This window comes from Citrobacter sp. 172116965 (genome assembly GCF_013458095.1).
Taxonomy (GTDB): Bacteria; Pseudomonadota; Gammaproteobacteria; order Enterobacterales; family Enterobacteriaceae; genus Citrobacter; species Citrobacter braakii.
Map to the genome: position 1 here is coordinate 3442376 of NZ_CP046673.1, position 21647 is coordinate 3464022.

Annotated in this window: 19 protein-coding genes; 11 read left to right on the forward strand and 8 right to left on the reverse strand. The window is 53.1% G+C overall.

Translation table 11 applies throughout. From position 1 onward, the window contains the following. Positions 1–139: 139 nt before the first annotated feature. The 4 genes from ubiG (at position 140) to yfaE (ending at position 5094) form a co-directional block, all read left to right on the forward strand. Positions 140–868, forward strand: coding sequence for a bifunctional 2-polyprenyl-6-hydroxyphenol methylase/3-demethylubiquinol 3-O-methyltransferase UbiG (gene ubiG, locus GPJ68_RS16790; RefSeq protein WP_016157023.1), 729 nt, complete (start codon positions 140–142; stop codon positions 866–868). Between the two features lie 443 nt (positions 869–1311). Beyond that, entirely contained in the window at positions 1312–3597 is a 2286-nt protein-coding gene (gene nrdA / locus GPJ68_RS16795; RefSeq protein ID WP_016153798.1) for a class 1a ribonucleoside-diphosphate reductase subunit alpha, read from the forward strand. 112 nt (positions 3598–3709) lie between these two features. Continuing rightward, positions 3710–4840 (forward strand): class Ia ribonucleoside-diphosphate reductase subunit beta, encoded by a 1131-nt coding sequence (gene nrdB, locus GPJ68_RS16800; RefSeq protein WP_104651215.1) that lies wholly within the window; start codon positions 3710–3712, stop codon positions 4838–4840. Then, positions 4840–5094: a ferredoxin-like diferric-tyrosyl radical cofactor maintenance protein YfaE gene (gene yfaE, locus GPJ68_RS16805; RefSeq protein ID WP_016153800.1), complete on the forward strand. Its 255-nt coding sequence runs from the start codon at positions 4840–4842 to the stop codon at positions 5092–5094. The genes nrdB and yfaE overlap by 1 nt, the downstream gene beginning before the upstream one ends. A gap of 172 nt (positions 5095–5266) precedes the next feature. On the opposite strand, the gene glpQ is transcribed toward yfaE, so the two are convergent. Both glpQ and glpT read right to left on the reverse strand, forming a co-directional pair. Continuing rightward, positions 5267–6334 carry a glycerophosphodiester phosphodiesterase gene (gene glpQ / locus GPJ68_RS16810; protein WP_016153801.1) on the reverse strand — a complete coding sequence of 356 codons (1068 nt, stop codon included), beginning with the start codon at positions 6332–6334 and terminating at the stop codon, positions 5267–5269. Positions 6335–6337: 3 nt separating this feature from the next. Then, the gene (glpT, locus tag GPJ68_RS16815; RefSeq protein ID WP_180836878.1) at positions 6338–7696 is read right to left on the reverse strand and encodes a glycerol-3-phosphate transporter; all 1359 of its coding nucleotides are present in this window, start codon (positions 7694–7696) and stop codon (positions 6338–6340) included. 270 nt (positions 7697–7966) lie between these two features. Between glpT and glpA the strand changes: the two genes are divergently transcribed. From glpA to GPJ68_RS16840, 5 genes are all read left to right on the forward strand, one after another. Beyond that, on the forward strand, positions 7967–9595 hold the full coding sequence (gene glpA, locus GPJ68_RS16820) for an anaerobic glycerol-3-phosphate dehydrogenase subunit A (protein ID WP_016157025.1): 1629 nt from the start codon (positions 7967–7969) through the stop codon (positions 9593–9595). Further along, positions 9585–10844 carry a glycerol-3-phosphate dehydrogenase subunit GlpB gene (gene glpB, locus GPJ68_RS16825; protein WP_104651214.1) on the forward strand — a complete coding sequence of 420 codons (1260 nt, stop codon included), beginning with the start codon at positions 9585–9587 and terminating at the stop codon, positions 10842–10844. The genes glpA and glpB overlap by 11 nt, the downstream gene beginning before the upstream one ends. Further along, a complete protein-coding gene (gene glpC, locus GPJ68_RS16830) occupies positions 10841–12031 on the forward strand; it encodes an anaerobic glycerol-3-phosphate dehydrogenase subunit GlpC (RefSeq protein ID WP_016153805.1) in 1191 nt (396 codons plus the stop codon). Before glpB ends, glpC begins: the two co-directional genes overlap by 4 nt. Positions 12032–12425: 394 nt before the next feature. Then, positions 12426–12755, forward strand: coding sequence for a type II toxin-antitoxin system RelE/ParE family toxin (locus tag GPJ68_RS16835; RefSeq protein WP_019077271.1), 330 nt, complete (start codon positions 12426–12428; stop codon positions 12753–12755). After that, positions 12736–13017, forward strand: coding sequence for a helix-turn-helix domain-containing protein (locus tag GPJ68_RS16840; RefSeq protein ID WP_019077272.1), 282 nt, complete (start codon positions 12736–12738; stop codon positions 13015–13017). Before GPJ68_RS16835 ends, GPJ68_RS16840 begins: the two co-directional genes overlap by 20 nt. Before the next feature lie 235 nt (positions 13018–13252). Here the strand turns inward: GPJ68_RS16840 and yfaU are convergent, their stop codons facing one another. From yfaU to GPJ68_RS16870, 6 genes are all read right to left on the reverse strand, one after another. Next, the gene (gene yfaU, locus GPJ68_RS16845; RefSeq protein ID WP_104651213.1) at positions 13253–14056 is read right to left on the reverse strand and encodes a 2-keto-3-deoxy-L-rhamnonate aldolase; all 804 of its coding nucleotides are present in this window, start codon (positions 14054–14056) and stop codon (positions 13253–13255) included. A 25-nt stretch (positions 14057–14081) separates the two neighbouring features. Further along, positions 14082–15371, reverse strand: a complete 1290-nt coding sequence (locus GPJ68_RS16850) for an MFS transporter (protein WP_019077274.1) — start codon at positions 15369–15371, stop codon at positions 14082–14084. Positions 15372–15427: 56 nt separating this feature from the next. Beyond that, on the reverse strand, positions 15428–16633 hold the full coding sequence (rhmD, locus tag GPJ68_RS16855) for an L-rhamnonate dehydratase (RefSeq protein WP_104651212.1): 1206 nt from the start codon (positions 16631–16633) through the stop codon (positions 15428–15430). Positions 16634–16646: 13 nt separating this feature from the next. Next, positions 16647–17429 carry an IclR family transcriptional regulator gene (locus tag GPJ68_RS16860; RefSeq protein ID WP_016153810.1) on the reverse strand — a complete coding sequence of 261 codons (783 nt, stop codon included), beginning with the start codon at positions 17427–17429 and terminating at the stop codon, positions 16647–16649. Positions 17430–17647: 218 nt separating this feature from the next. After that, positions 17648–18850 carry a nicotinamide mononucleotide deamidase-related protein YfaY gene (locus GPJ68_RS16865; RefSeq protein WP_049040846.1) on the reverse strand — a complete coding sequence of 401 codons (1203 nt, stop codon included), beginning with the start codon at positions 18848–18850 and terminating at the stop codon, positions 17648–17650. Between the two features lie 79 nt (positions 18851–18929). Next, positions 18930–19472 (reverse strand): YfaZ family outer membrane protein, encoded by a 543-nt coding sequence (locus GPJ68_RS16870; protein ID WP_016153812.1) that lies wholly within the window; start codon positions 19470–19472, stop codon positions 18930–18932. A 318-nt stretch (positions 19473–19790) separates the two neighbouring features. On the opposite strand from GPJ68_RS16870, the gene nudI reads away from it, so the two are divergent. Continuing rightward, entirely contained in the window at positions 19791–20216 is a 426-nt protein-coding gene (nudI, locus tag GPJ68_RS16875) for a nucleoside triphosphatase NudI (RefSeq protein WP_016153813.1), read from the forward strand. Positions 20217–20507: 291 nt separating this feature from the next. Further along, positions 20508–21647, forward strand: coding sequence for a UDP-4-amino-4-deoxy-L-arabinose aminotransferase (arnB, locus tag GPJ68_RS16880; RefSeq protein ID WP_047416290.1), 1140 nt, complete (start codon positions 20508–20510; stop codon positions 21645–21647).

Sequence of the window (21647 nt, forward strand, 5' to 3'; positions counted from 1 at the left end):
TGTATCCCGGATTCAAAGGTCGCAAATTATAACACATCCGTGCAGATTCAGGTAAATGGATTCCCCCTGACAGAGGCTTTATTCATCCCGTCAGGCTGATATACTCATTTGCATCGCAAATTTAGGAGTAGAAGCCCCAATGAATGCCGAAAAACCTCCGGTAACTCACAACGTTGATCAGGAAGAAATTGCCAAGTTTGAAGCAGTCGCGTCACGCTGGTGGGATCTTGAGGGTGAATTTAAGCCACTGCACCGTATTAACCCGCTGCGCCTGGGCTATATCACGGAGCGCTCAGGCGGCCTGTTTGGTAAAAAGGTACTCGACGTCGGCTGCGGCGGCGGCATTCTGGCGGAAAGCATGGCGCGCGAAGGCGCAACCGTCACCGGGCTGGACATGGGCTTTGAACCGTTACAGGTAGCAAAACTGCATGCGCTGGAGAGTGGCATCCAGGTGGAATACGTTCAAGAAACCGTTGAAGAACATGCGGAAAAACATGCGCATCAGTATGACGTTGTGACCTGCATGGAAATGCTGGAGCACGTACCGGACCCGCAATCGGTGGTCAGGGCCTGCGCCAGACTGGTCAAACCGGGCGGCGAAGTGTTTTTCTCCACGCTTAATCGCAACGGCAAATCCTGGCTAATGGCGGTGGTCGGCGCGGAATATATTTTGCGTATGGTGCCGAAAGGCACGCATGATGTGAAAAAATTCATTAAGCCGGCTGAACTGTTAGAGTGGGTTGACCAGACCGTGCTGAAAGAGCGTCATATGACCGGCCTGCACTACAACCCGATCACCAACAGTTTTAAACTCGGCCCCGGCGTTGATGTGAACTATATGCTACACACTACCGCGCAAGCAGATTAACCTCCTCCACCCGGCCGGATAAGGCGTGCAACGCCGCAATCCGGCACCGTGCCCGATAGTGCGCAGCTTTCGGGCCTGCGCATCGCCTACCAATCCTGAGTAGGATCGTCAGGGCAATTTTTGCGCCAGGTCATAAGAACTTACCTTGCCTTAGATGAAGAAATCAGCACTCGATCAAATTTTCTATTTTTTTTCTCAATTATTGACATCCTCGCCAGGCCTTATAAGACGCGCACTTAGCGATTATTACCCTTTTGCAACCTCAATTTAACCTCAAAATCAACTCTTGTACTGAAAAGAATCCCTACTAGAATACTCACCATATAGCGTCTACTTTATCAAACAACCCCTACATATAGTATTTATCCACAGACTTAGTCACAACATGACTTTGTGGATAATATGGGGGATATTTTTTCTTTCACGGACAGGTAAAAAACCACATGAATCAGAGTCTGCTGGTGACAAAGCGTGATGGTAGTACAGAGCGCATCAATCTCGACAAAATCCACCGAGTTCTGGATTGGGCGGCAGAAGGACTGAATAACGTATCGATTTCTCAGGTCGAGTTGCGCTCCCACATTCAGTTTTATGACGGTATCAAGACATCCGATATCCATGAAACAATCATCAAAGCTGCCGCCGACCTGATCTCCCGCGAGGCACCGGATTATCAGTACCTGGCTGCTCGCCTGGCGATTTTCCATCTGCGCAAAAAAGCCTACGGCGAGTTTGAACCGCCGAAACTGTTCGACCATGTCGTGAAAATGGTTGAAATGGGCAAATACGACAATCATCTGCTGGAAGACTACACGGAAGAAGAGTTCAAGCAGATGGACTCGTTCATCGTACACGACCGTGATATGACCTTCTCCTACGCTGCGGTGAAGCAGTTAGAAGGTAAATACCTGGTACAAAACCGTGTTACCGGTGAGATTTATGAAAGCGCGCAGTTCCTCTACATTCTGGTAGCGGCCTGCCTGTTCTCTAACTATCCGCGTGAAACGCGTCTGCAATACGTAAAACGTTTCTACGACGCCGTTTCTACGTTTAAAATTTCACTGCCGACGCCGATTATGTCCGGCGTGCGTACCCCTACCCGTCAGTTCAGCTCCTGCGTACTGATCGAGTGCGGCGACAGCCTGGACTCCATCAACGCCACCTCCAGCGCGATTGTGAAATACGTTTCCCAGCGCGCCGGCATCGGTATCAACGCCGGTCGCATCCGTGCGCTGGGTAGCCCGATCCGCGGCGGTGAAGCGTTCCACACCGGTTGTATTCCGTTCTACAAGCACTTCCAGACCGCGGTAAAATCCTGCTCTCAGGGCGGCGTACGCGGCGGTGCTGCAACGCTGTTCTACCCAATGTGGCACCTGGAAGTTGAAAGCCTGCTGGTCCTGAAAAACAACCGTGGCGTCGAAGGCAACCGCGTGCGTCACATGGACTACGGCGTACAGATCAACAAACTGATGTACACCCGTCTGCTGAAGGGCGGCGACATCACGCTGTTCAGCCCGTCCGACGTTCCAGGCCTGTATGATGCGTTCTTCGCTGACCAGGACGAATTCGAACGTCTGTACACCAAATATGAAAACGACGACAGTATCCGCAAGCAACGCGTCAAAGCCGTTGAGCTGTTCTCACTGATGATGCAGGAACGTGCCTCTACCGGGCGTATCTATATTCAGAACGTTGACCACTGCAACACCCATAGCCCGTTTGATCCAATTGTCGCTCCGGTGCGCCAGTCTAACCTGTGCCTGGAAATCGCCCTGCCGACCAAACCGCTGACCGACGTTAACGACGAAAACGGCGAAATTGCGCTGTGTACGCTGTCCGCATTTAACCTCGGTGCTATCAACAGCCTGGACGAGCTGGAAGAGCTGGCCGAATTGGCGGTACGCGCGCTGGATGCGCTGCTCGATTATCAGGATTATCCGATTCCTGCCGCCAAACGCGGCGCGATGGGTCGCCGTACGCTGGGTATTGGCGTGATCAACTACGCCTACTGGCTGGCGAAAAACGGTAAGCGTTATTCTGACGGCAGCGCGAACAACCTGACTCACAAAACCTTTGAAGCCATTCAGTATTACCTGATGAAAGCCTCTAACGAGCTGGCGAAAGAGCAAGGCGCGTGCCCGTGGTTTAACGAAACGACCTACTCCAAAGGTATTCTGCCGATCGATACCTATAAAAAAGATCTCGATGCTATTGTCAACGAGCCGCTGCATCTGGACTGGGAACAACTGCGCGAATCCATCAAAACGCACGGTCTGCGTAACTCCACGCTGTCAGCCCTGATGCCATCGGAGACCTCTTCGCAGATCTCTAACGCCACCAACGGTATTGAACCACCGCGCGGCTATGTGAGCATCAAAGCGTCGAAAGACGGTATTCTGCGCCAGGTCGTGCCGGACTACGAACACCTGCACGACGCGTACGAACTGCTGTGGGAAATGCCGAACAACGATGGCTATCTGCAACTGGTAGGTATCATGCAGAAATTTATCGATCAGTCGATTTCTGCCAACACCAACTATGATCCGTCACGCTTCCCATCCGGAAAAGTACCGATGCAGCAGTTACTGAAAGACCTGCTCACCGCCTACAAATTTGGTGTCAAAACGCTGTATTATCAAAACACCCGTGACGGTGCGGAAGATTCTCAGGACGATCTGGTGCCGTCCATTCAGGACGACGGCTGCGAAAGCGGCGCATGTAAGATCTGATGAACGATGCCGGGTGGCACCAGGCTCACCCGGCCTACAGTAGCTTGGTTTGTAGGCCGGAAAGGGTGCTTGTAACGCCATCCGGCACTCATCCCACAAAGGATTCACATCAATGGCATACACCACTTTTTCACAGACGAAAAATAACCAACTTCTGGAACCGATGTTCTTCGGCCAGCCGGTGAACGTCGCCCGCTACGATCAGCAAAAATATGACATCTTCGAAAAACTGATCGAAAAGCAGCTCTCTTTCTTCTGGCGTCCGGAAGAAGTTGATGTTTCTCGCGATCGCATCGACTTCCAGGCGCTGCCGGAACATGAAAAGCATATCTTCATCAGCAACCTGAAATATCAGACGCTGCTGGACTCCATTCAGGGACGTAGCCCGAACGTAGCGCTACTGCCGTTAATCTCGATCCCTGAGCTGGAAACCTGGGTGGAAACATGGGCGTTTTCAGAAACGATCCACTCCCGTTCCTACACCCACATCATTCGTAACATCGTGAACGATCCGGCGGTGGTGTTTGATGACATCGTCACCAACGAGCAGATCCAGAAACGCGCGGAAGGCATTTCCAGCTATTACGACGAATTGATTGAGATGACCAGCTACTGGCATTTGCTGGGCGAAGGCACGCATACCGTTAACGGTAAAACGGTTGTCGTAAGCCTGCGTGAACTGAAGAAGAAGCTGTATCAGTGCCTGATGAGCGTGAACGCGCTGGAAGCGATCCGCTTCTACGTCAGCTTCGCCTGCTCCTTCGCCTTCGCCGAACGTGAACTGATGGAAGGCAACGCGAAAATTATTCGCCTGATCGCCCGCGATGAAGCCCTGCATTTGACCGGGACCCAGCATATGCTGAACCTGCTGCGCAGCGGCGTGGACGATCCGGAAATGGCGGAAATCGCCGAAGAGTGTAAACAAGAATGCTACGACCTGTTCGTACAGGCCGCGCTGCAGGAAAAAGAGTGGGCGGATTATCTGTTCCGTGACGGCTCAATGATTGGCCTGAATAAAGACATTCTGTGCCAGTACGTTGAGTACATCACCAACATCCGTATGCAGGCTGTCGGACTCGACTTGCCGTTCCAGACCCGCTCTAACCCAATCCCATGGATCAACACCTGGCTGGTGTCTGATAACGTGCAGGTTGCGCCGCAGGAAGTGGAAGTCAGCTCTTACCTGGTCGGCCAGATCGATTCGGAAGTCGATACCGACGACCTGAGTAACTTCCAGCTCTGATGGGCCGCGTTACTCTGCGCATCTCTGGCACACAACTGCTGTGCCAGGATGAACATCCTTCCCTGCTTGCCGCGCTCGAATCGCACAATGTTGAAGTTGAATACCAGTGCCGCGCAGGTTATTGCGGCTCCTGCCGTACTCGTCTGGTAGCGGGACAGGTCGACTGGATTGCCGAACCTCTGGCCTTCATTCAGCCAGGTGAAATTTTGCCCTGCTGCTGTCGGGCAAAAGGCGATATTGAAATAGAGCTGTAACGCGTGGCGGGATAAAAATTACGACTAAAAAAGAGCCGCCGATGGACGGCAGCTCTTTATTTCTCCTGGAGGCAGGTATGGCCACGTTGACGGCAGACGGCCTTATCTAGCCGTTAATAACATTTGATCCAACCAGGCCTGTGACCGGAGGTGCATCACAGACCTTGTGCCATTACTCTTTATTCAGGAATGTCACTGCTTTGTCGGGGAAGTCGGTGAACAGCCCGTCAACGCCCGCCTTGTTATACAGAATGTCATACAGCTGGTTTACGTCAGTGGTGTAATCCGGCAGCTGATCGGCACGAACGGTATAAGGATGCACCACCATCTTATTCTGATGCGCGTCCTGTACCATACCTGTTAACGAGATATTGCCTTTCTTCGACTTCTCATCAATCAGCATGTGGTAGTCCGGCCCAATGCCGTCCGCATACTGCGCAACCTGCTTCATGGCACCCGGTTTAAACATCCAGTCGTAGTTGTAATTAACCCAACTACCGTCCGGCTTTTTCTCCTGAGTTTCATTCCAGTCAGTGTACGCAATCAACTGTACCAGATTGAGATCCATCCCCATCTTCGGTTCCAGTTCATTCTTAATGCGCTTTAACTCTGCGACATCAAAACACTGTAGATAAACCTTGTCATTCTTGTCGGTGTACCCGTACTTTTTCAGCACTTCCAGCGTTTTAGCCGCAATGTCCTTCCCTTCCTGATGATGGAACCACGGCGCTTTCATTTCCGGGTAAATGCCAATGTTTTTACCGGTTGAATGATTTAATCCCTGAACGAACTCAATCTCTTCTTCGAAAGTGTGCACACGGAAATCAGATTTACCCATCGGGAAACGCCCTGGGTAGGTCTGGACCTTTTTGCCATTTTCGATATCAAAGCCTTCGGTAAATTTCAGCGATTTAATCTCATCCAGCGTAAAGTCGATAGCGTAGTAGCGCCCATCTTTACGCGCACGATCCGGGAAACGCTCGGCAACATCGGTGACGCGGTCAAGGTAGTGGTCATGCAGGACAACCAGATGGTCGTCCTTGGTCATCACCAAATCCTGTTCCAGGTAATCAGCCCCCTGAGCATAAGCCATCGCTTTTGCTGGCAGCGTATGCTCCGGTAGATAACCGCTGGCGCCACGGTGCGCAATCACGATTTTTTCTGCGGCAACCGCCGCGCTGCTCATCACCATACCTGTCAGCATTAGCGCCACGCTGAGACTTTTCAATGTGGTTTTCATCTATTAGCCCCCGTTACGCTTCAGTGCGATCTCTTCGTGATGGCGTTTTTCGCCAATCATGACGACCACCAGCAGAATAACTGCCAGCACGCTACCGCCAATCATCACCATAAAGCCGCCGTCCCAACCGAAGAAGTCAACGGTATAGCCAACAATAGCGCTCGCCGCTACGGAACCGCCGAGATAACCGAACAGACCGGTAAAGCCAGCCGCCGTACCCGCCGCTTTTTTCGGTGCCAGTTCCAGCGCATGCAGACCAATCAACATTACCGGACCGTAGATCAGGAAGCCGATGATGATCATACAAGCCATATCCACGTTCGGGTTGCCTGCCGGGTTCATCCAGTAGACGATAGTCGCGATAGTCACCAGCGTCATAAAGAACACGCCGGTCGCACCACGGTTGCCACGGAAGACTTTATCCGACATCCAGCCGCACAGCAGCGTGCCCGGAATACCCGCATATTCATACAGGAAGTAGGCCCAGGATGATTTATCCAGCGCGAAATGTTTCACTTCTTTCAAATAGGTCGGGGACCAGTCCAGGATGCCGTAGCGCAGCAGATAAACAAACACGTTGGCGATAGCGATGTACCACAACAGTTTGTTCGGCAGTACGTATTGCATGAAGATCTGCTTCGCAGTCAGCTCTTCTTCCGCTTTCTCGTTGTAATCGTCCGGGTAGTCGTTCTTGTACTCTTCGATAGGCGGCAGGCCACAAGACTGCGGCGTATCACGCATCAGAGCAAAAGCAAACAGCGCGACGACGATCGCACCGAAAGCAGGCATGTACAGCGCCGCTTTCCAGTCATTGAACCAGGCCATACCCAGCAGGAACAACAGAGGAGGCAGACCACCGTCCACGTTGTGCGCACAGTTCCAGACGGAGACAATGCCCCCACGCTCTTTCTGCGACCACCAGTGCACCATGGTACGACCACACGGCGGCCAACCCATTCCCTGGAACCATCCGCAGAGGAACAGCAGCACAAACATAACCGCAATGCTCGAAGTCGCCCACGGCACAAAGCCCATGAACAACATGACAGCGGCGGCCAGAATCAGACCCGCTGGCAGAAAAACGCGCGGATTCGAGCGATCCGAAACGGACCCCATGATGAATTTCGAAAATCCGTAAGCAATGGAGATACCGGATAACGCAAAACCCAGATCGCCACGCGAGAAACCTTGCTCAACCAGATACGGCATCGCAAGGGCAAAGTTCTTACGTACCAGATAGTACGCGGCATAGCCAAAGAAAATCCCCAGAAAGATCTGCCAACGTAATCGACGATATGTCGGGTCGATCTCCGCTGCAGGCAAACGCGCCGTGTGTGACGCTGGTTTAAAAATGCTCAACATAGTGTAGCCTCCGTGGCCGTCTTTCATTCGAAGTAAACACTGCAGTTCGTCATTACTACCCTACCGCTCCCAGTGTGGCCGCGATGTTAAGGAAAGATACATAACAAAAATGTGAAACGCTGCACATATTGTTACAGATTTATGACAAATGTTCATAAAGGCGCACGAAATCACGTTTCATTTTCGAATAATGAGCGATTATGCGCGAAATCAAACAATCCATGTTTTTTATGTGGCTAAATGATAAAAAACGAACTGTGAGGAAAAACAATGAAAATTCGCGACTCGCAAACAAGTGACGTGATTATCATTGGTGGAGGAGCAACAGGTGCAGGGATCGCACGCGATTGTGCGCTGCGCGGGTTGCGCGTCATCTTAGTGGAACGCCACGATATCGCCACAGGGGCGACCGGACGTAACCACGGTCTGCTGCACAGCGGTGCACGCTACGCCGTCACCGACGCTGAATCTGCCCGGGAGTGCATCAGCGAAAACCAAATTCTCAAACGTATCGCCCGTCATTGCGTTGAGCCGACGGATGGTCTGTTTATTACCCTGCCGGAAGATGAACTCTCCTTCCAGGCAACCTTTATTCGCGCCTGTGAAGAGGCCGGTATTCGCGCAGAAGCAATTGACCCTAAGCAGGCGCGCATTATCGAACCTTCCGTCAACCCACAGCTGATTGGCGCGGTAAAAGTGCCGGACGGCACGGTTGATCCTTTCCGCTTAACCGCCGCCAACATGCTGGATGCGCGTGAGCATGGCGCAGTAATCTTAACGGCGCATGAAGTGACGGGACTGATTCGTGAAGGGGCAACGGTTTGCGGCGTGAACGTACGCAATCATCTGACGGGTGAGATGCAGTCTCTGCATGCACCGGTAGTCGTCAACGCCGCCGGGATCTGGGGCCAGCGCATTGCGGAATATGCCGATCTGAGCATCCGTATGTTCCCGGCCAAAGGTTCGCTGCTGATTATGGATCACCGCATTAACCAGCATGTCATCAACCGCTGTCGTAAGCCGTCTGACGCCGATATCCTGGTGCCCGGTGATACCATTTCGCTGATTGGCACCACCTCACAGCACATTGATTACGATGATATCGACAGCAACCGCGTCACCGCAGAAGAGGTCGATATACTGCTGCGTGAAGGCGAAAAACTGGCGCCGATTATGGCGAAAACGCGCATTTTACGCGCCTACTCCGGCGTGCGTCCTCTGGTAGCCAGCGACGACGATCCAAGTGGCCGTAACGTCAGCCGTGGGATTGTACTGTTCGATCACGCCCAGCGTGACGGACTGGACGGGTTTATCACCATTACTGGCGGCAAATTGATGACCTACCGCCTGATGGCAGAGTGGGCCACCGATGCCGTTTGCCGTAAGCTGGGCAATACCCAACCTTGCACAACGGCAGACACGGCGCTGCCTGGCTCACAAGAATCGACCGAGCATACGCTCAAACGCGTGATCTCGTTGCCCGCGCCACTGCGCGGCTCAGCGGTCTACCGTCACGGCGATCGCACCCCTGCGTGGCTTAGCGAAGGTCGTCAGCACCGCAGCCTGGTCTGTGAATGCGAAGCGGTCACTGCAGGTGAAGTGCAGTACGCCGTCGAGAATTTGACCGTCAACAGCCTGCTGGATTTGCGTCGCCGTACCCGTGTTGGAATGGGGACCTGCCAGGGCGAATTGTGTGCCTGCCGCGCCGCAGGTTTGCTGCAACGTTTTAATGTCACCACCGCCGCGCAATCTATCACCCAGCTTTCCGATTTCCTCAATGAACGCTGGAAAGGCGTGCAACCTATCGCCTGGGGAGATGCGCTGCGCGAAAGCGAATTCACACGCTGGGTCTATCAGGGATTGTGCGGTCTGGAAAAGGAGCACCAGGATGAAATTTGATACCGTCATTATCGGCGGCGGCCTGGCCGGACTGCTGTGCGGCCTGCAACTGCAAAAAAGCGGTTTACGCTGCACGATTGTCACTCGCGGCCAAAGCGCCCTGCATTTCTCCTCCGGCTCACTGGATTTGCTCAGCAACTTACCCGGTGGCCAACCGGTGACGGATATAGAAGCAGGCCTGAATGCGCTGCGCACTCAGGCACCCGCGCACCCGTACAGCACCATCGGAACGCACAACGTCCTGGAGCTGGCCCAGCAGGCGCAAAATCTTCTCGAAGAATGCGGAACGCATTTGCAAGGCAAGGTACATCAGTCACATCAACGCATCACCCCGCTGGGAACGCTGCGCTCAACCTGGTTAAGTTCCCCGGAAGTTCCGGTCTGGCCGCTGTCCGCGCAGCGTATCTGCGTTGTAGGTATTAGCGGTTTACTGGATTTTCAGGCACATCTCGCCGCGGCGTCGCTGCGTCAACACAATCTCAGCGTCGAGACGGCAGAAATCGATCTGCCTGAGCTGGATGTCCTGCGTGATAACCCGACCGAGTTTCGCGCCGTCAATATTGCGCGCCTGCTGGATAACGAAGATAAATGGTCGCTGCTCTATGACGCTTTACTGCCAATAGCAAAAACCTGCGACATGATAATTATGCCGGCCTGCTTCGGTCTGGCGGATGAACAGCTCTGGCAATGGCTTAACGAGCGTCTCCCCTGCTCGCTGACGCTGTTACCGACCCTACCGCCTTCGGTACTGGGTATGCGTTTGCATAACAAATTGCAGCGCCAGTTTGTGCGCCAGGGCGGCGTCTGGATGCCGGGTGATGAAGTGAAGAAAATCACCTGTCAGGATGGCGTAGTCAGCGAAATCTGGACCCGTAATCATGCCGATATTCCTTTGCGGCCACGTTTCGCCGTGCTCGCCAGCGGCAGCTTCTTCAGCAGCGGGCTGGTCGCCACGCGTGAGGCCATCTACGAACCTATCCTGGGGCTAGATGTACAGCAAACCGCCACGCGCGCCGAGTGGTATGAGCGTGACGTCTTCGACCCACAACCGTGGCAGCAGTTTGGTGTTACGACCGATGCCGGGCTGCGCCCGTCGCTGGCGGGACAAACGATAGAGAACATGTATGCCATCGGTTCCGTTCTCGGCGGATTCGACCCTATCGCCCAGGGTTGCGGAGGCGGCGTGTGCGCTGTTAGCGCCTTACACGCCGCACATCATATTGCGAAACGTGCAGGAGGCCAGCAATGAGCGACACACGTTTTGAAAGTTGTATCAAATGCACGGTGTGCACCACGGCCTGCCCGGTAAGTCGCGTCAATCCGAACTACCCTGGTCCTAAACAGGCCGGACCGGACGGTGAGCGTCTGCGCCTGAAAGATGGCGCGTTATATGACGATGCGCTGAAATACTGCATCAACTGTAAGCGCTGCGAAGTGGCCTGTCCGTCAGATGTGAAGATTGGCGATATCATTCAACGCGCGCGCGCCAAATACGACACTACGCGTCCGTCGCTGCGTAACTTTGTCTTAAGCCATACCGATTTGATGGGTAGCGTGTCCACACCGTTCGCCCCGATAGTGAATACCGCCACCTCACTCAAACCGGTGCGTCAGTTGCTGGATTACGCGCTAAAAATCGACCATCGCCGTACGCTGCCGAAGTACTCTTTCGGCACCTTCCGCCGCTGGTATCGCAGCGTTGCCGCACAGCAAGCGCAATATCAGGATCAGGTTGCCTTTTTCCACGGCTGTTTTGTGAATTACAACCATCCGCAGCTCGGCAAAGACCTGATCAAAGTGTTGAATGCGATGGGAACCGGGGTGCAACTGCTGAGCAAAGAGAAATGCTGCGGCGTACCGCTGATTGCCAACGGTTTTACCGATAAAGCGCGTAAGCAGGCGGTGAGCAACGTGGCCTCGCTCAGAGAAGCAATTGACGGCAAAGGCATTCCGGTGATCGCCACCTCATCAACCTGCACCTTTGCGCTGCGTGATGAATATCCGGAAGTGCTGGACGTCGACAACTCAGGTCTACGCGAACACATTGAACTGGCAACCCGCTGGCTGTGGCGCAAGCTGGATGAAGGCAAAACGCTGCCGCTGAAAACGCTGCCGCTGAAAGTGGTCTACCACACGCCATGCCACATGGAGAAAATGGGCTGGACGCTCTACACGCTGGAACTGCTACGACAAATTCCAGGGCTGGAGTTAACGGTGCTGGACTCGCAATGCTGCGGGATTGCCGGGACATACGGCTTTAAAAAGGAAAACTACCCGACATCGCAGTCCATTGGCGCACCGCTGTTCCGCCAGATTGAAGACAGCGGCGCTGATATCGTCGTCACCGACTGCGAAACCTGTAAATGGCAGATTGAGATGTCTACCAGTAAGCGCTGCGAACACCCCATCACCCTGCTTGCCAAAGCGTTAGGTTAATTCTGTTGCCCGGTGGCGTTGGCTACCGGGCATTTTTGCGAATGCCGTTGTACATAACTGAATACGTTGCAACCGGACGTATTTATCTCTGACTCCTCCACGCAAAAAATCAATTCCTCAAATGCAGCCCGCGTCATTCGTAGGTATCGTCACACCATCTTCTCCCTCTGGTGACGGACTACCATGGCTAAATCAGCAACATCAACACCGTACGATGCGGTTTTTAAAAGATGGTTTCTTATCCTGAGAATAATTATGTGAAGCACACAAAACCAATACTGACAGGCTGTAACCAGATTGCTGCGGCAATCGTCAAATAAATTAGCCTTCAGGTTAATTTTGAATGGTTATGAATTAGCCTATGAGCTAACATTTATTTGGAGTGGGCAGCCATATGTTTAGCGTTGTTTATCACCCTGAGGCCAGGGCAGAAGCAACTGCATTACCCGTAAAAATTCGGGTTAAGTTTGACCGGCTCATTGGTAAGCTGGAACATAACGCCCAGTTGTTGCGGGAGCCGGATACGAAACCTCTTGGCGATGGACTTTTTGAGATCCGCACGATGGGTACTGATATAGCCAGAGGTATCTGGCTATACCATAAAGGCAACACTATCATCATGCTCCGCGTTTTCATCAAGAAATCACAGAAAACGTCAGCAAAAGAAATCGAACTCGCCAAAAATCGGTTAGCGGAGGTGCTTAATGAAACTGGTAAGCCATAAAGAACTGCATAACGAATGGATGCAGAATGATGAGTTTCGTGCTGCATGGCGGGAAGAAGAACGCAAAGAGATGCTTAGAGAACTGCTTGCAGAATGGCGGAGGCATAACAACCTGACAAAAGCTCAGGTTGCCGAACGTATGGGGGTGACGCCTCCGGTTATTTCCCGCCTTGAAAATAACATTACCAAAGCCAGTATTGAGACATTGACTCGCTACGCCTACGCCTGCGGCATCAAAAAACCAGTCATCGCCCTGTATTGATTAACCCGTTACTCCGGAGCCGGTCTGTTGGAGAAAATCATCTCCGTGCATATTTCGTGGTAAGAATATTATGTGAGTCAATAAAAATCAGACGGCGCACGGGAACTCAAGCTTCATCTGTCAACTTCATATCAGTTTCCGCTGGTGGATATCACGATGGTATCTGACGACGTGACAGAGCATCACCATTAGGAGCTATTTCAGGCCCGATGGCGCTACACCACCGGGCCCGATATTAATAACTGCTTTTCAACGTTTGCGTACTCTGGCCTGGCTTAAACATTGCCAGCCTGCGATCCAGCGCTTCGGTATAAAGCATGGTATCCACGCCTACCGCGACAAAATTTGCTCCCCATTGCAGACATTTCTGCGCCATTGCTGGGTCAACAGCGAGGAAACCGGCTGCTTTTCCGGCTGCGCGGATACGGCGAATGCTTTGCTCAATGATCCGCTGCACTTCCGGGTGTCCGGCATTATCCGGGTAGCCTAACGACGCAGAAAGATCCGCCGGACCAATAAAGACACCGTCAATACCGTCAACGTCCAGAATGGCATCCAGATTATCCAGTGCCGCTTTGCTTTCGACCTGTACCAGCAGGCAGAGTGATTCATTAGCCTGGGCCATATAATTGTCGATACGTCCCCAGCGCGCCGCCCGTGCCACGCTGGCGCCGACACCACGCTCACCGAGCGGTGGATAACGAGTCGCGGAAACCACCTGAAGCGCCTGCTCTGCGCTGTCGACCATCGGGACAAGCAGCGTCTGCGCGCCAATATCCAGCACCTGCTTGATCAACGCTTTACTGCCCTCCACCGGGCGAACCACAGGCTGGCTGGCATAAGGCGCAATCGCCTGCAACTGATGGTAAAGATCCTGCACCGTGTTCGGCGCGTGTTCTCCATCAATCAGCAGCCAGTCATAGCCCGACGTCGCGGCAATCTCCGCCATGTAAGAGGTGGTCGAACTGAGCCACAGGCCGATCTGGACTTCCCCTTTGCGTAATCCTTCTTTGAAGGGATTTGATAACAATGCGTTCATAACGATCCTTACAACGTAGATAAGATTAATGATGCGCAGCGCCTGCTTGTGAAACTGAACGGTTCACACTCAGCGTAAAGATGATTAGCGAGCCAATAATCGCGACGCCCGCGAGGACCAGCAGGCCCGCCGCATCGCTGGCAAACACCGTTTCGGCTTTGACGCGCAGAATGGGAGCAATAAAGCCGCCAACGGCACCAAACAGGTTGACGAAGCCGATCCCCGCCGCCAGAGCTGTCCCGGAAAGAAGTTGCGTTGGCATCGTCCAGAACACTGGCTGTACCGCAATGAAACCGACCGCCGCGACGCAGAGCGCCACAATCGCCAGTACCGGTGAAACCAGCCCGGAAAGGCCAATGCCGATTCCTGCCGCCAACAGCGTCAGCGCGGCAACATTACGCCGGTCGCCGGTGCGATCGGAGTAGCGGGGAATAAGCCAGGTACCAAACAGCGCCGCCACCCACGGTATTGCCGCCACGACCGAAGCCGTAAAGCCCACTTTTGTCCCTAACAACGCAGCAACCTGAGTTGGCAGGAAGAAGATCAGGCCATACACCGCCACCTGGATCGTCAGATAGATAATCGCCAGTTGCCAGACACGGCCATTACGCAGCGCATCCGACAGGCGTGAAGTGACCTTTTTCTCCTCTTCACTTGTCAGTTGGCTAATAAGTAACGACTTTTCCTCCGCGCTCAGGAAACGCGCCTGCTGCGGGGTATCATCCAGCCAGAAGAAGGTGAAAATGCCCGCACCTACCGCCAGTAAACCTTCGATAACGAACATCCAGAACCACCCTGGATGCCCCATAAAGCCGTGCATCTCCAACAGCGCACCGGAAAGCGGCGATCCCAGGGTTAACGCCAGCGGCGCCCCCATGTAGAACAGCCCCATGATGCTGGCGCGGTTACGCTGGGGGAACCACTGGGACGTCAGGTAGATCATACCGGGGAAGAAGCCCGCCTCTGCCGCACCCAGCAGAGTACGGATAATCAGAAATTTCGATTCAGTATCCGCCCATGCCATCGCCGCAGAGAGGAATCCCCACAGCAACGTGGTGGTACCAATCCAGGTTCTGGCACCAAATTTACGCATCAACAGGTTGGCAGGAACCCCCAGAAAGGCATAAACCACAAAGAAAATCCCCGCGCCCAACGCATAAGCTTCGTTGCTCAGACCGGTATCAATCTGATAGGTCTCTTTGGCAAAACCGATGTTCGAGCGGTCAAGAAACGCCAGCACATACAGCGCCAGCATAAAGGGAATCAAACGGGCGCGGTTTTTCTTCACCACACCATCAAGTAACGTGGTACTCATAGCAAGATCCTCAAAGAAATGAGGGCGTTGCCGTGGCATTGGCAACGCACTGGTCATTAGTGGCTATAAGGGCGCTTCAGATTGCAGTCGCGGTTAAGCTCGACGCCAAATCCTGGTTTGTCGAGCACCGACTTATGAATGCGGCCATTGACGGGTACCGGTTCGTCCAGAAGGATCGGATCAAACTGTGGACGCATCGTTGAACAATCCGGGCTGGTCATCAAAAACTCGCTGAACGGGGTATTGGTGAACGTGATCACCGCGTGGTGCGAGTAAACCGAGGAACCATGTGGGACCACCAGCTGTCCGCGCGATTTAGCAATAGCGGCAATTTCCACCAGCGTGGTTAACCCACCGCACCAGCCCACATCCGGCTGCATGATATCGATGCCGGTTTCTGAGAGCGTGCGGAAGGACTGCAGCGTCCCGTGGTGTTCACCGCTGGTAACCATCATCCCCGCCGGGGCGTTACGTTTCAGCTCGCGATAACCTTCATACTGCTGCGGCGGCAGACACTCTTCGATCCACTTCAGGTTGGACGGTGCGCAGGCATGGGCCAGTTTGGTGGCATAGTTCACGTCCTGACTCATCCAGCAATCGAGCATCAACCAGAAATCCGGACCGCATTTCTCACGCATGTCGGCTACCATTGCCGCATCTTTGCGGATCCCCGCATCCCCGTCGTGCGGCCCCCAGTGGGTCGGCATTTTGCCGCCAATAAAGCCCATTTCTTTCGCCAGATCAGGGCGCGCTCCGGTCGCGTAGAATTGAATTTCGTTGCGTACCGCGCCACCCAATAGTTTGTAGACCGGTAAACCCACCACCTTGCCAAACAGATCCCACAGCGCCAGATCCACGCACGAGATGGTGTTCATCACCAGACCGCCGGAGCCGGAGTAGTACATCGTTGCGCCCAGCATCTGGTCGTGAATGAGTTTGATATCACTGACGCATTTCCCTTCAATAAAACGATTGAGATGCTTTTCCACAATAAAGCACCCCATCTCCCCTGCCGTGGAAACAGCAAAACCGGTCTGTCCGTTTTCAGCTTCCACTTCAACAATCAGTGTTCCTAATACGTTGATGCCAAAGGACTGGCGCGATTGCTCATATTCACGATATTTGCTCATTGGCGTGGCGATATGATCGTCAATCCAGTGGTTAGCGCCCTGATCGTGATAGTCGCCGCCGCCAGCGCCTTTATCCGCCGTAGCACCACCGGTAAACCAGGCACGAACGTGTTTAATTTTAGGTAGGGTCATGGTGTTCTCCTTTTTATGAAGCGAGTGAGTCGAAGGGACTTTTCCATCCCAACAGGCGTGAAATATCCCTGGCGCAGGCAATCGCTTTACCGGCCAGATAATCACGGTTCTCTTCGTTAATTTGCAGACGAGTGCCGACCACTGAAATCGCGGCGGTCAGTTCATTGTTAGCGTTAAAAACAGGCGCTGCGACGCAACGAACATCGGGATAATCTTCGCCATTATCAAAGCTCCATCCACGCTGTCGAATACGCTCCAGCTCGTCATTCAACTGCTGTGGCCTGGTGATAGTGGTCGGCGTTGCCTGTTCCCATATCAGCTGTTCAATAATGGCTTTTCGTGCGGCTGCCGGTTGCCAGGCCAGCAGGCATTTGCCGATACCCGAGCGATAGAGCGAAAGACTTTTCCCTTCGTGGGAGCGCACGCTGATAGTGGATGACGATTCCACTTTCAGAATGTAATACGCGCTTTCGTGGTCGATGATCCCGAGATGGCAAAGTAACCCTGTCTCATCCATCAGTTGTGTCAGCCGCGGACGCGCCAGTTCACGTAAATCCATCTTGCTCAGCGCATGCCCGGACAACTCAACCAGCTTGGTCCACAGGCAGTAATTTTCCTGATGATCAATGCTAATAAAGCGCTGACGCTTCAGTTCGTTAAGTAACAGGTATGCGGTGCTTTTTGGAATACCCAGTGCCTCTATGATGGTGGCGGCGCTACATGGGCCGATACGCGCAATGAGATTGAGTATTTCGATCGCCCTGGTGAGCGCGGGAACTTTGCTTGATTCCAACATACTGGACTCCAGTCTGAGATACTGGAATCAGTGTGGTAGGTTAAGGGGGTTAAAATTGTGAAGCGCATCAAATCCTCTCGTTCTTCCAGCTGGCTGGAGAAAAAACGAGCATAATTGTGAACTAACGCACGGATTTTTTTACAGAGAGTACAACAGGTTGGACTGATAACGGGAAGGCCAGTATGCCTTCCCATAACAAGCGCGTGAGAGAGTGCAAGTCAGGAAGGCAGCGTCAGGGATTCAACCACTTCTATCCAACCGTGTTCGCTGGCAATATCCTGCCCGTTGAGCCAACGGCGCAGCATATTGAGCGCCATCATTGCGCACACTTCCTGACGCACCGACAAACTATAACGATTAGCGTTCAGCCGTACGCGTAAGGCATGCGTTCCATCAGGCGTTGCCAGCGCAAAGTTAATATGTTCGTTTTCGAAAGCCGATACCGCCAACGCCAGCCCGGCATAATGGTTGCCGCGTCGTTCGGTTATCCAGTGTGCCGTTTGCGCCAGCGTTTCTTCCTGGGGCGGAACCACTTCGCTCGCCAACAGCGGAGCATTCGCGCGCGAAAGCTGCAGCGCCACCAGACCACCAGTGAATTGTTCGCTTAGCGTCAGGCTGTATTGCCGTTCCTGCAACGTGCGGGCGATTTGCGCGGGTAAACCTTCCGTACCTTCGAAAATCATATTCTGCCCGGCAACCCGCTTAACTTCTGGCCACAGCGCCAGCATCGCTTCCCGTTGGGAATCCGGCCCGGTCAGCTTCAGTTCGATAATCGGCATTGACGAGCGGTAGCCCATTGTCACTCCCGGAGGCAATTGCAGCGGATCCAGGCTCTGCGCCAGCTCGCTTTCAGAACGACCAAAGGTAGTTAATCGCAGGCATAGCGGGGGTTGAGACAGCGAAAAACGCTCACGCAAACGCGGCAGGATCTCATGCTCAACCATGACTTTAAATTCTGATGGCACTCCTGGGGTAAAGAACATCAGGCAGCGGTTAAGCTTCAGGGCAAACCCACACGCGGTTCCTACCGGATTATTGATGAATTCCGCACTGGCAGGTAACTCAGCCTGTTTGCGGTTACTCGGTGCCATCACGCGTCCACGATCGCGGAAATAACGCGCCATCTCGTCGAGCCATGCTTCATGCAGCACCAGCCCTTCACCTTTTGCCGTGGCCGCCGCCAGCGCGCTCAAATCATCGCTGGTTGGTCCCAGACCGCCGTTAACGATCAGTACATCGGCATGTTCGCTACGCTCACGCAAAACGGCGACCAAATCATCAAGATTGTCGCCTACCGTGTTGCGACGGGTTAGCGGTAACCCCTGATTAAAGAAAAAATCGGCCAGCCAGGCGGCATTCGTGTCGACGATTTGTCCGTGCAACACTTCATCCCCGGTGGATAGCATCTCCACGTTTAACATCGTGTTCTCCTGCTTTTATGATGAAAACACTATAACGCATGGAGGGGGGAAGGCGCGACTGAACGCCGCGCCGGAAAAATCAGAAACTCGCGTTAACCCCAACGTACGGGCCGTCAGCAATCGCGTTATCGCGGTTACCGTCTTTGCCTGCCAGGTTCAGGTAGCGATAACCGGCTTCAATGCTCAGCGGACGCATAATGGTCAGACGCGCACCTGCATTCGCTTCTTCATAGCTGTCGATACCGCTGGAAAGAGAATCGGGAGAGTAATAATACTCACCAAACAGGCGGAGGCTGTCGCCAATCGGCCACTGCAAACCGCCACCGACCGCCGCCGCGTAACCCTCGTCACCATCATTCGGGTTAGTATAAATGCCTTTCCCACCGACCGTTGCCAGCAGCGGACCGAGAGGAATATTCAGACCCAGTCCCAGACCGGCCGCATCGCCGTCGTCATCGTTATGCATCCAGTTACCGCTGACGGCCAGACCGGTGGTCTCAGTACCCATACCGAACCCCAGGTTGGTGTAGTCTTCGCCAGCCTGGCCGCTGATGCTAATCGCGCTCGCCGACGCGGAAACAAACAGCATTCCGGCAAAACCCAACATTAAACTTTTTTTCATTTTCTATCCTTTCCAGCAAGAATCAAAACATAGCCCCAAAACCGGTGAATTGTACTGTCAGATCACGAGGAATCAATGCACTAAAAAAGCGATGCAATAACATATTGTAAGCAAATACTACTCACAAGATTTAGATAAGGTTAAATTCTTGTAGCAATTACGCCACTGAGGGCAGCAGAACGCCATTTTCAACACACATCCTGTTTTCCCTGCCAAAGCAACGTTATTCGTCGATGAAGCGTTTTTTCTACCGCCAGCAAAAGGTAAGATGCGTGCACGATGGAATTTTCTATACCTCCCCCTACAAGGATTCGACTTATGCGCCAAAGAACAATTGTTTGCCCATTAATTCAAAACGATGGCTGTTATTTACTGTGCAAAATGGCTGACGACCGCGGTGTGTTCCCCGGTCAGTGGGCGCTTTCTGGCGGCGGCGTTGAACCGGGTGAACGTATTGAAGAAGCTTTGCGCCGTGAAGTAAGAGAAGAGCTGGGCGAACAACTGGTGTTATCAGATATTACGCCATGGACCTTCAGTGACGATGTTCGCACCAAAACGTACGCCGATGGCAGTCAGGAAGAGATTTATATGATTTATCTCATCTTCGATTGTGTGGCGGCTAATCGTGAAGTGAAGATTAACGAAGAATTCCAGGCATTCGCCTGGGTTAAAGCGGAAGATCTCGGCTCCTACGATTTAAATATCGCCACGCGTAAAACGTTAACCTTGAAAGGGTTGCTGTAAATTATCATTTTAATAACGGCATATAATTAGCATTCTTAATAGCGGCATTGCGCTCATCAGTCTGCAGATAACAGCAATGTCGCCCAAACTACTCAAGAACCTACATGATCTTTTTTTCATTAAGATAAATAAAAAACACGCTATTCCTCTCTCTTTCCCAAACCTTAAACTCTTAAGGATAAATTAACCTTCCGTCATTACCCTTTGAAGCCTGATGAAATAATTAACGACGCCCCTGTTTATCACTAAAAATAAAACGTCGGTGGCGTTAAATGGCTTGAAGGAATAATGATGTCTGACTTTTTGCCTTTCTCTCGCCCGGCAATGGGGGCTGAAGAACTTGCTGCTGTGAAGACAGTTCTGGACTCTGGATGGATAACCACCGGCCCGAAAAATCAACAGCTGGAAGAAGCCTTCTGCCAGCTCACGGGAAATCAACACGCCGTCGCCGTCTGCTCCGCTACGGCAGGAATGCACATCACGCTGATGGCGCTGGACATCGGTGCAGGCGATGAGGTCATTACACCGTCAATGACGTGGGTTTCTACCCTCAACATGATTGTCCTGCTGGGTGCGACGCCAGTCATGATCGACGTCGACCGCGATACGCTCATGGTCACACCGGAGCAAATTGAGGCCGCCATCACCCCGCGAACCAAAGCCATTATTCCGGTACATTACGCAGGCGCCCCCGCCGACCTGGACGCGATTTATGCCATTGGCGAACGCTATGGCATTCCGATTATAGAAGATGCGGCCCACGCCGTAGGGACGTTGTATAAAGGTCGTCATGTCGGCGCGCGCGGCACGGCAATATTCTCGTTTCACGCCATCAAAAATATTACCTGCGCCGAAGGCGGGTTGATCGTTACCGACGACAGCCAGCTTGCCCAACGGCTTCGCAGCCTGAAGTTTCACGGTCTGGGCGTTGATGCCTTTGATCGACAAACCTATGGCCGGGCGCCGCAGGCCGAAGTGCTTGCGCCAGGGTACAAGTACAACCTCACGGATATCAATGCCGCCATTGCGTTGGTACAGCTAAATAAACTGGAACACCTGAACTCACGCCGGGCGCAAATTGCCCGCGAGTATCAACAGGCGCTGGCCGATACGCCATTTCAACCACTGAGTCTGCCCCAGTGGGCGCACGTTCACGCCTGGCACCTGTTCATCATTCGCGTTGACGAAGCCCGCTGCGGTCTGAGCAGAGATGCCTTAATGGAGGCGTTAAAGGCCAAAAATATCGGCACCGGTCTGCATTTTCGTGCGGCCCATACGCAAAAATATTACCGCGAACGCTTCACTACCCTTTCGCTCCCCAATACAGAATGGAATAGCGCGCGCATTTGCTCACTGCCGTTATTCCCCGACATGACTGCCGATGACACCCAGCGGGTAATTACGGCACTTCGCGAGATTGCAGGACAATAA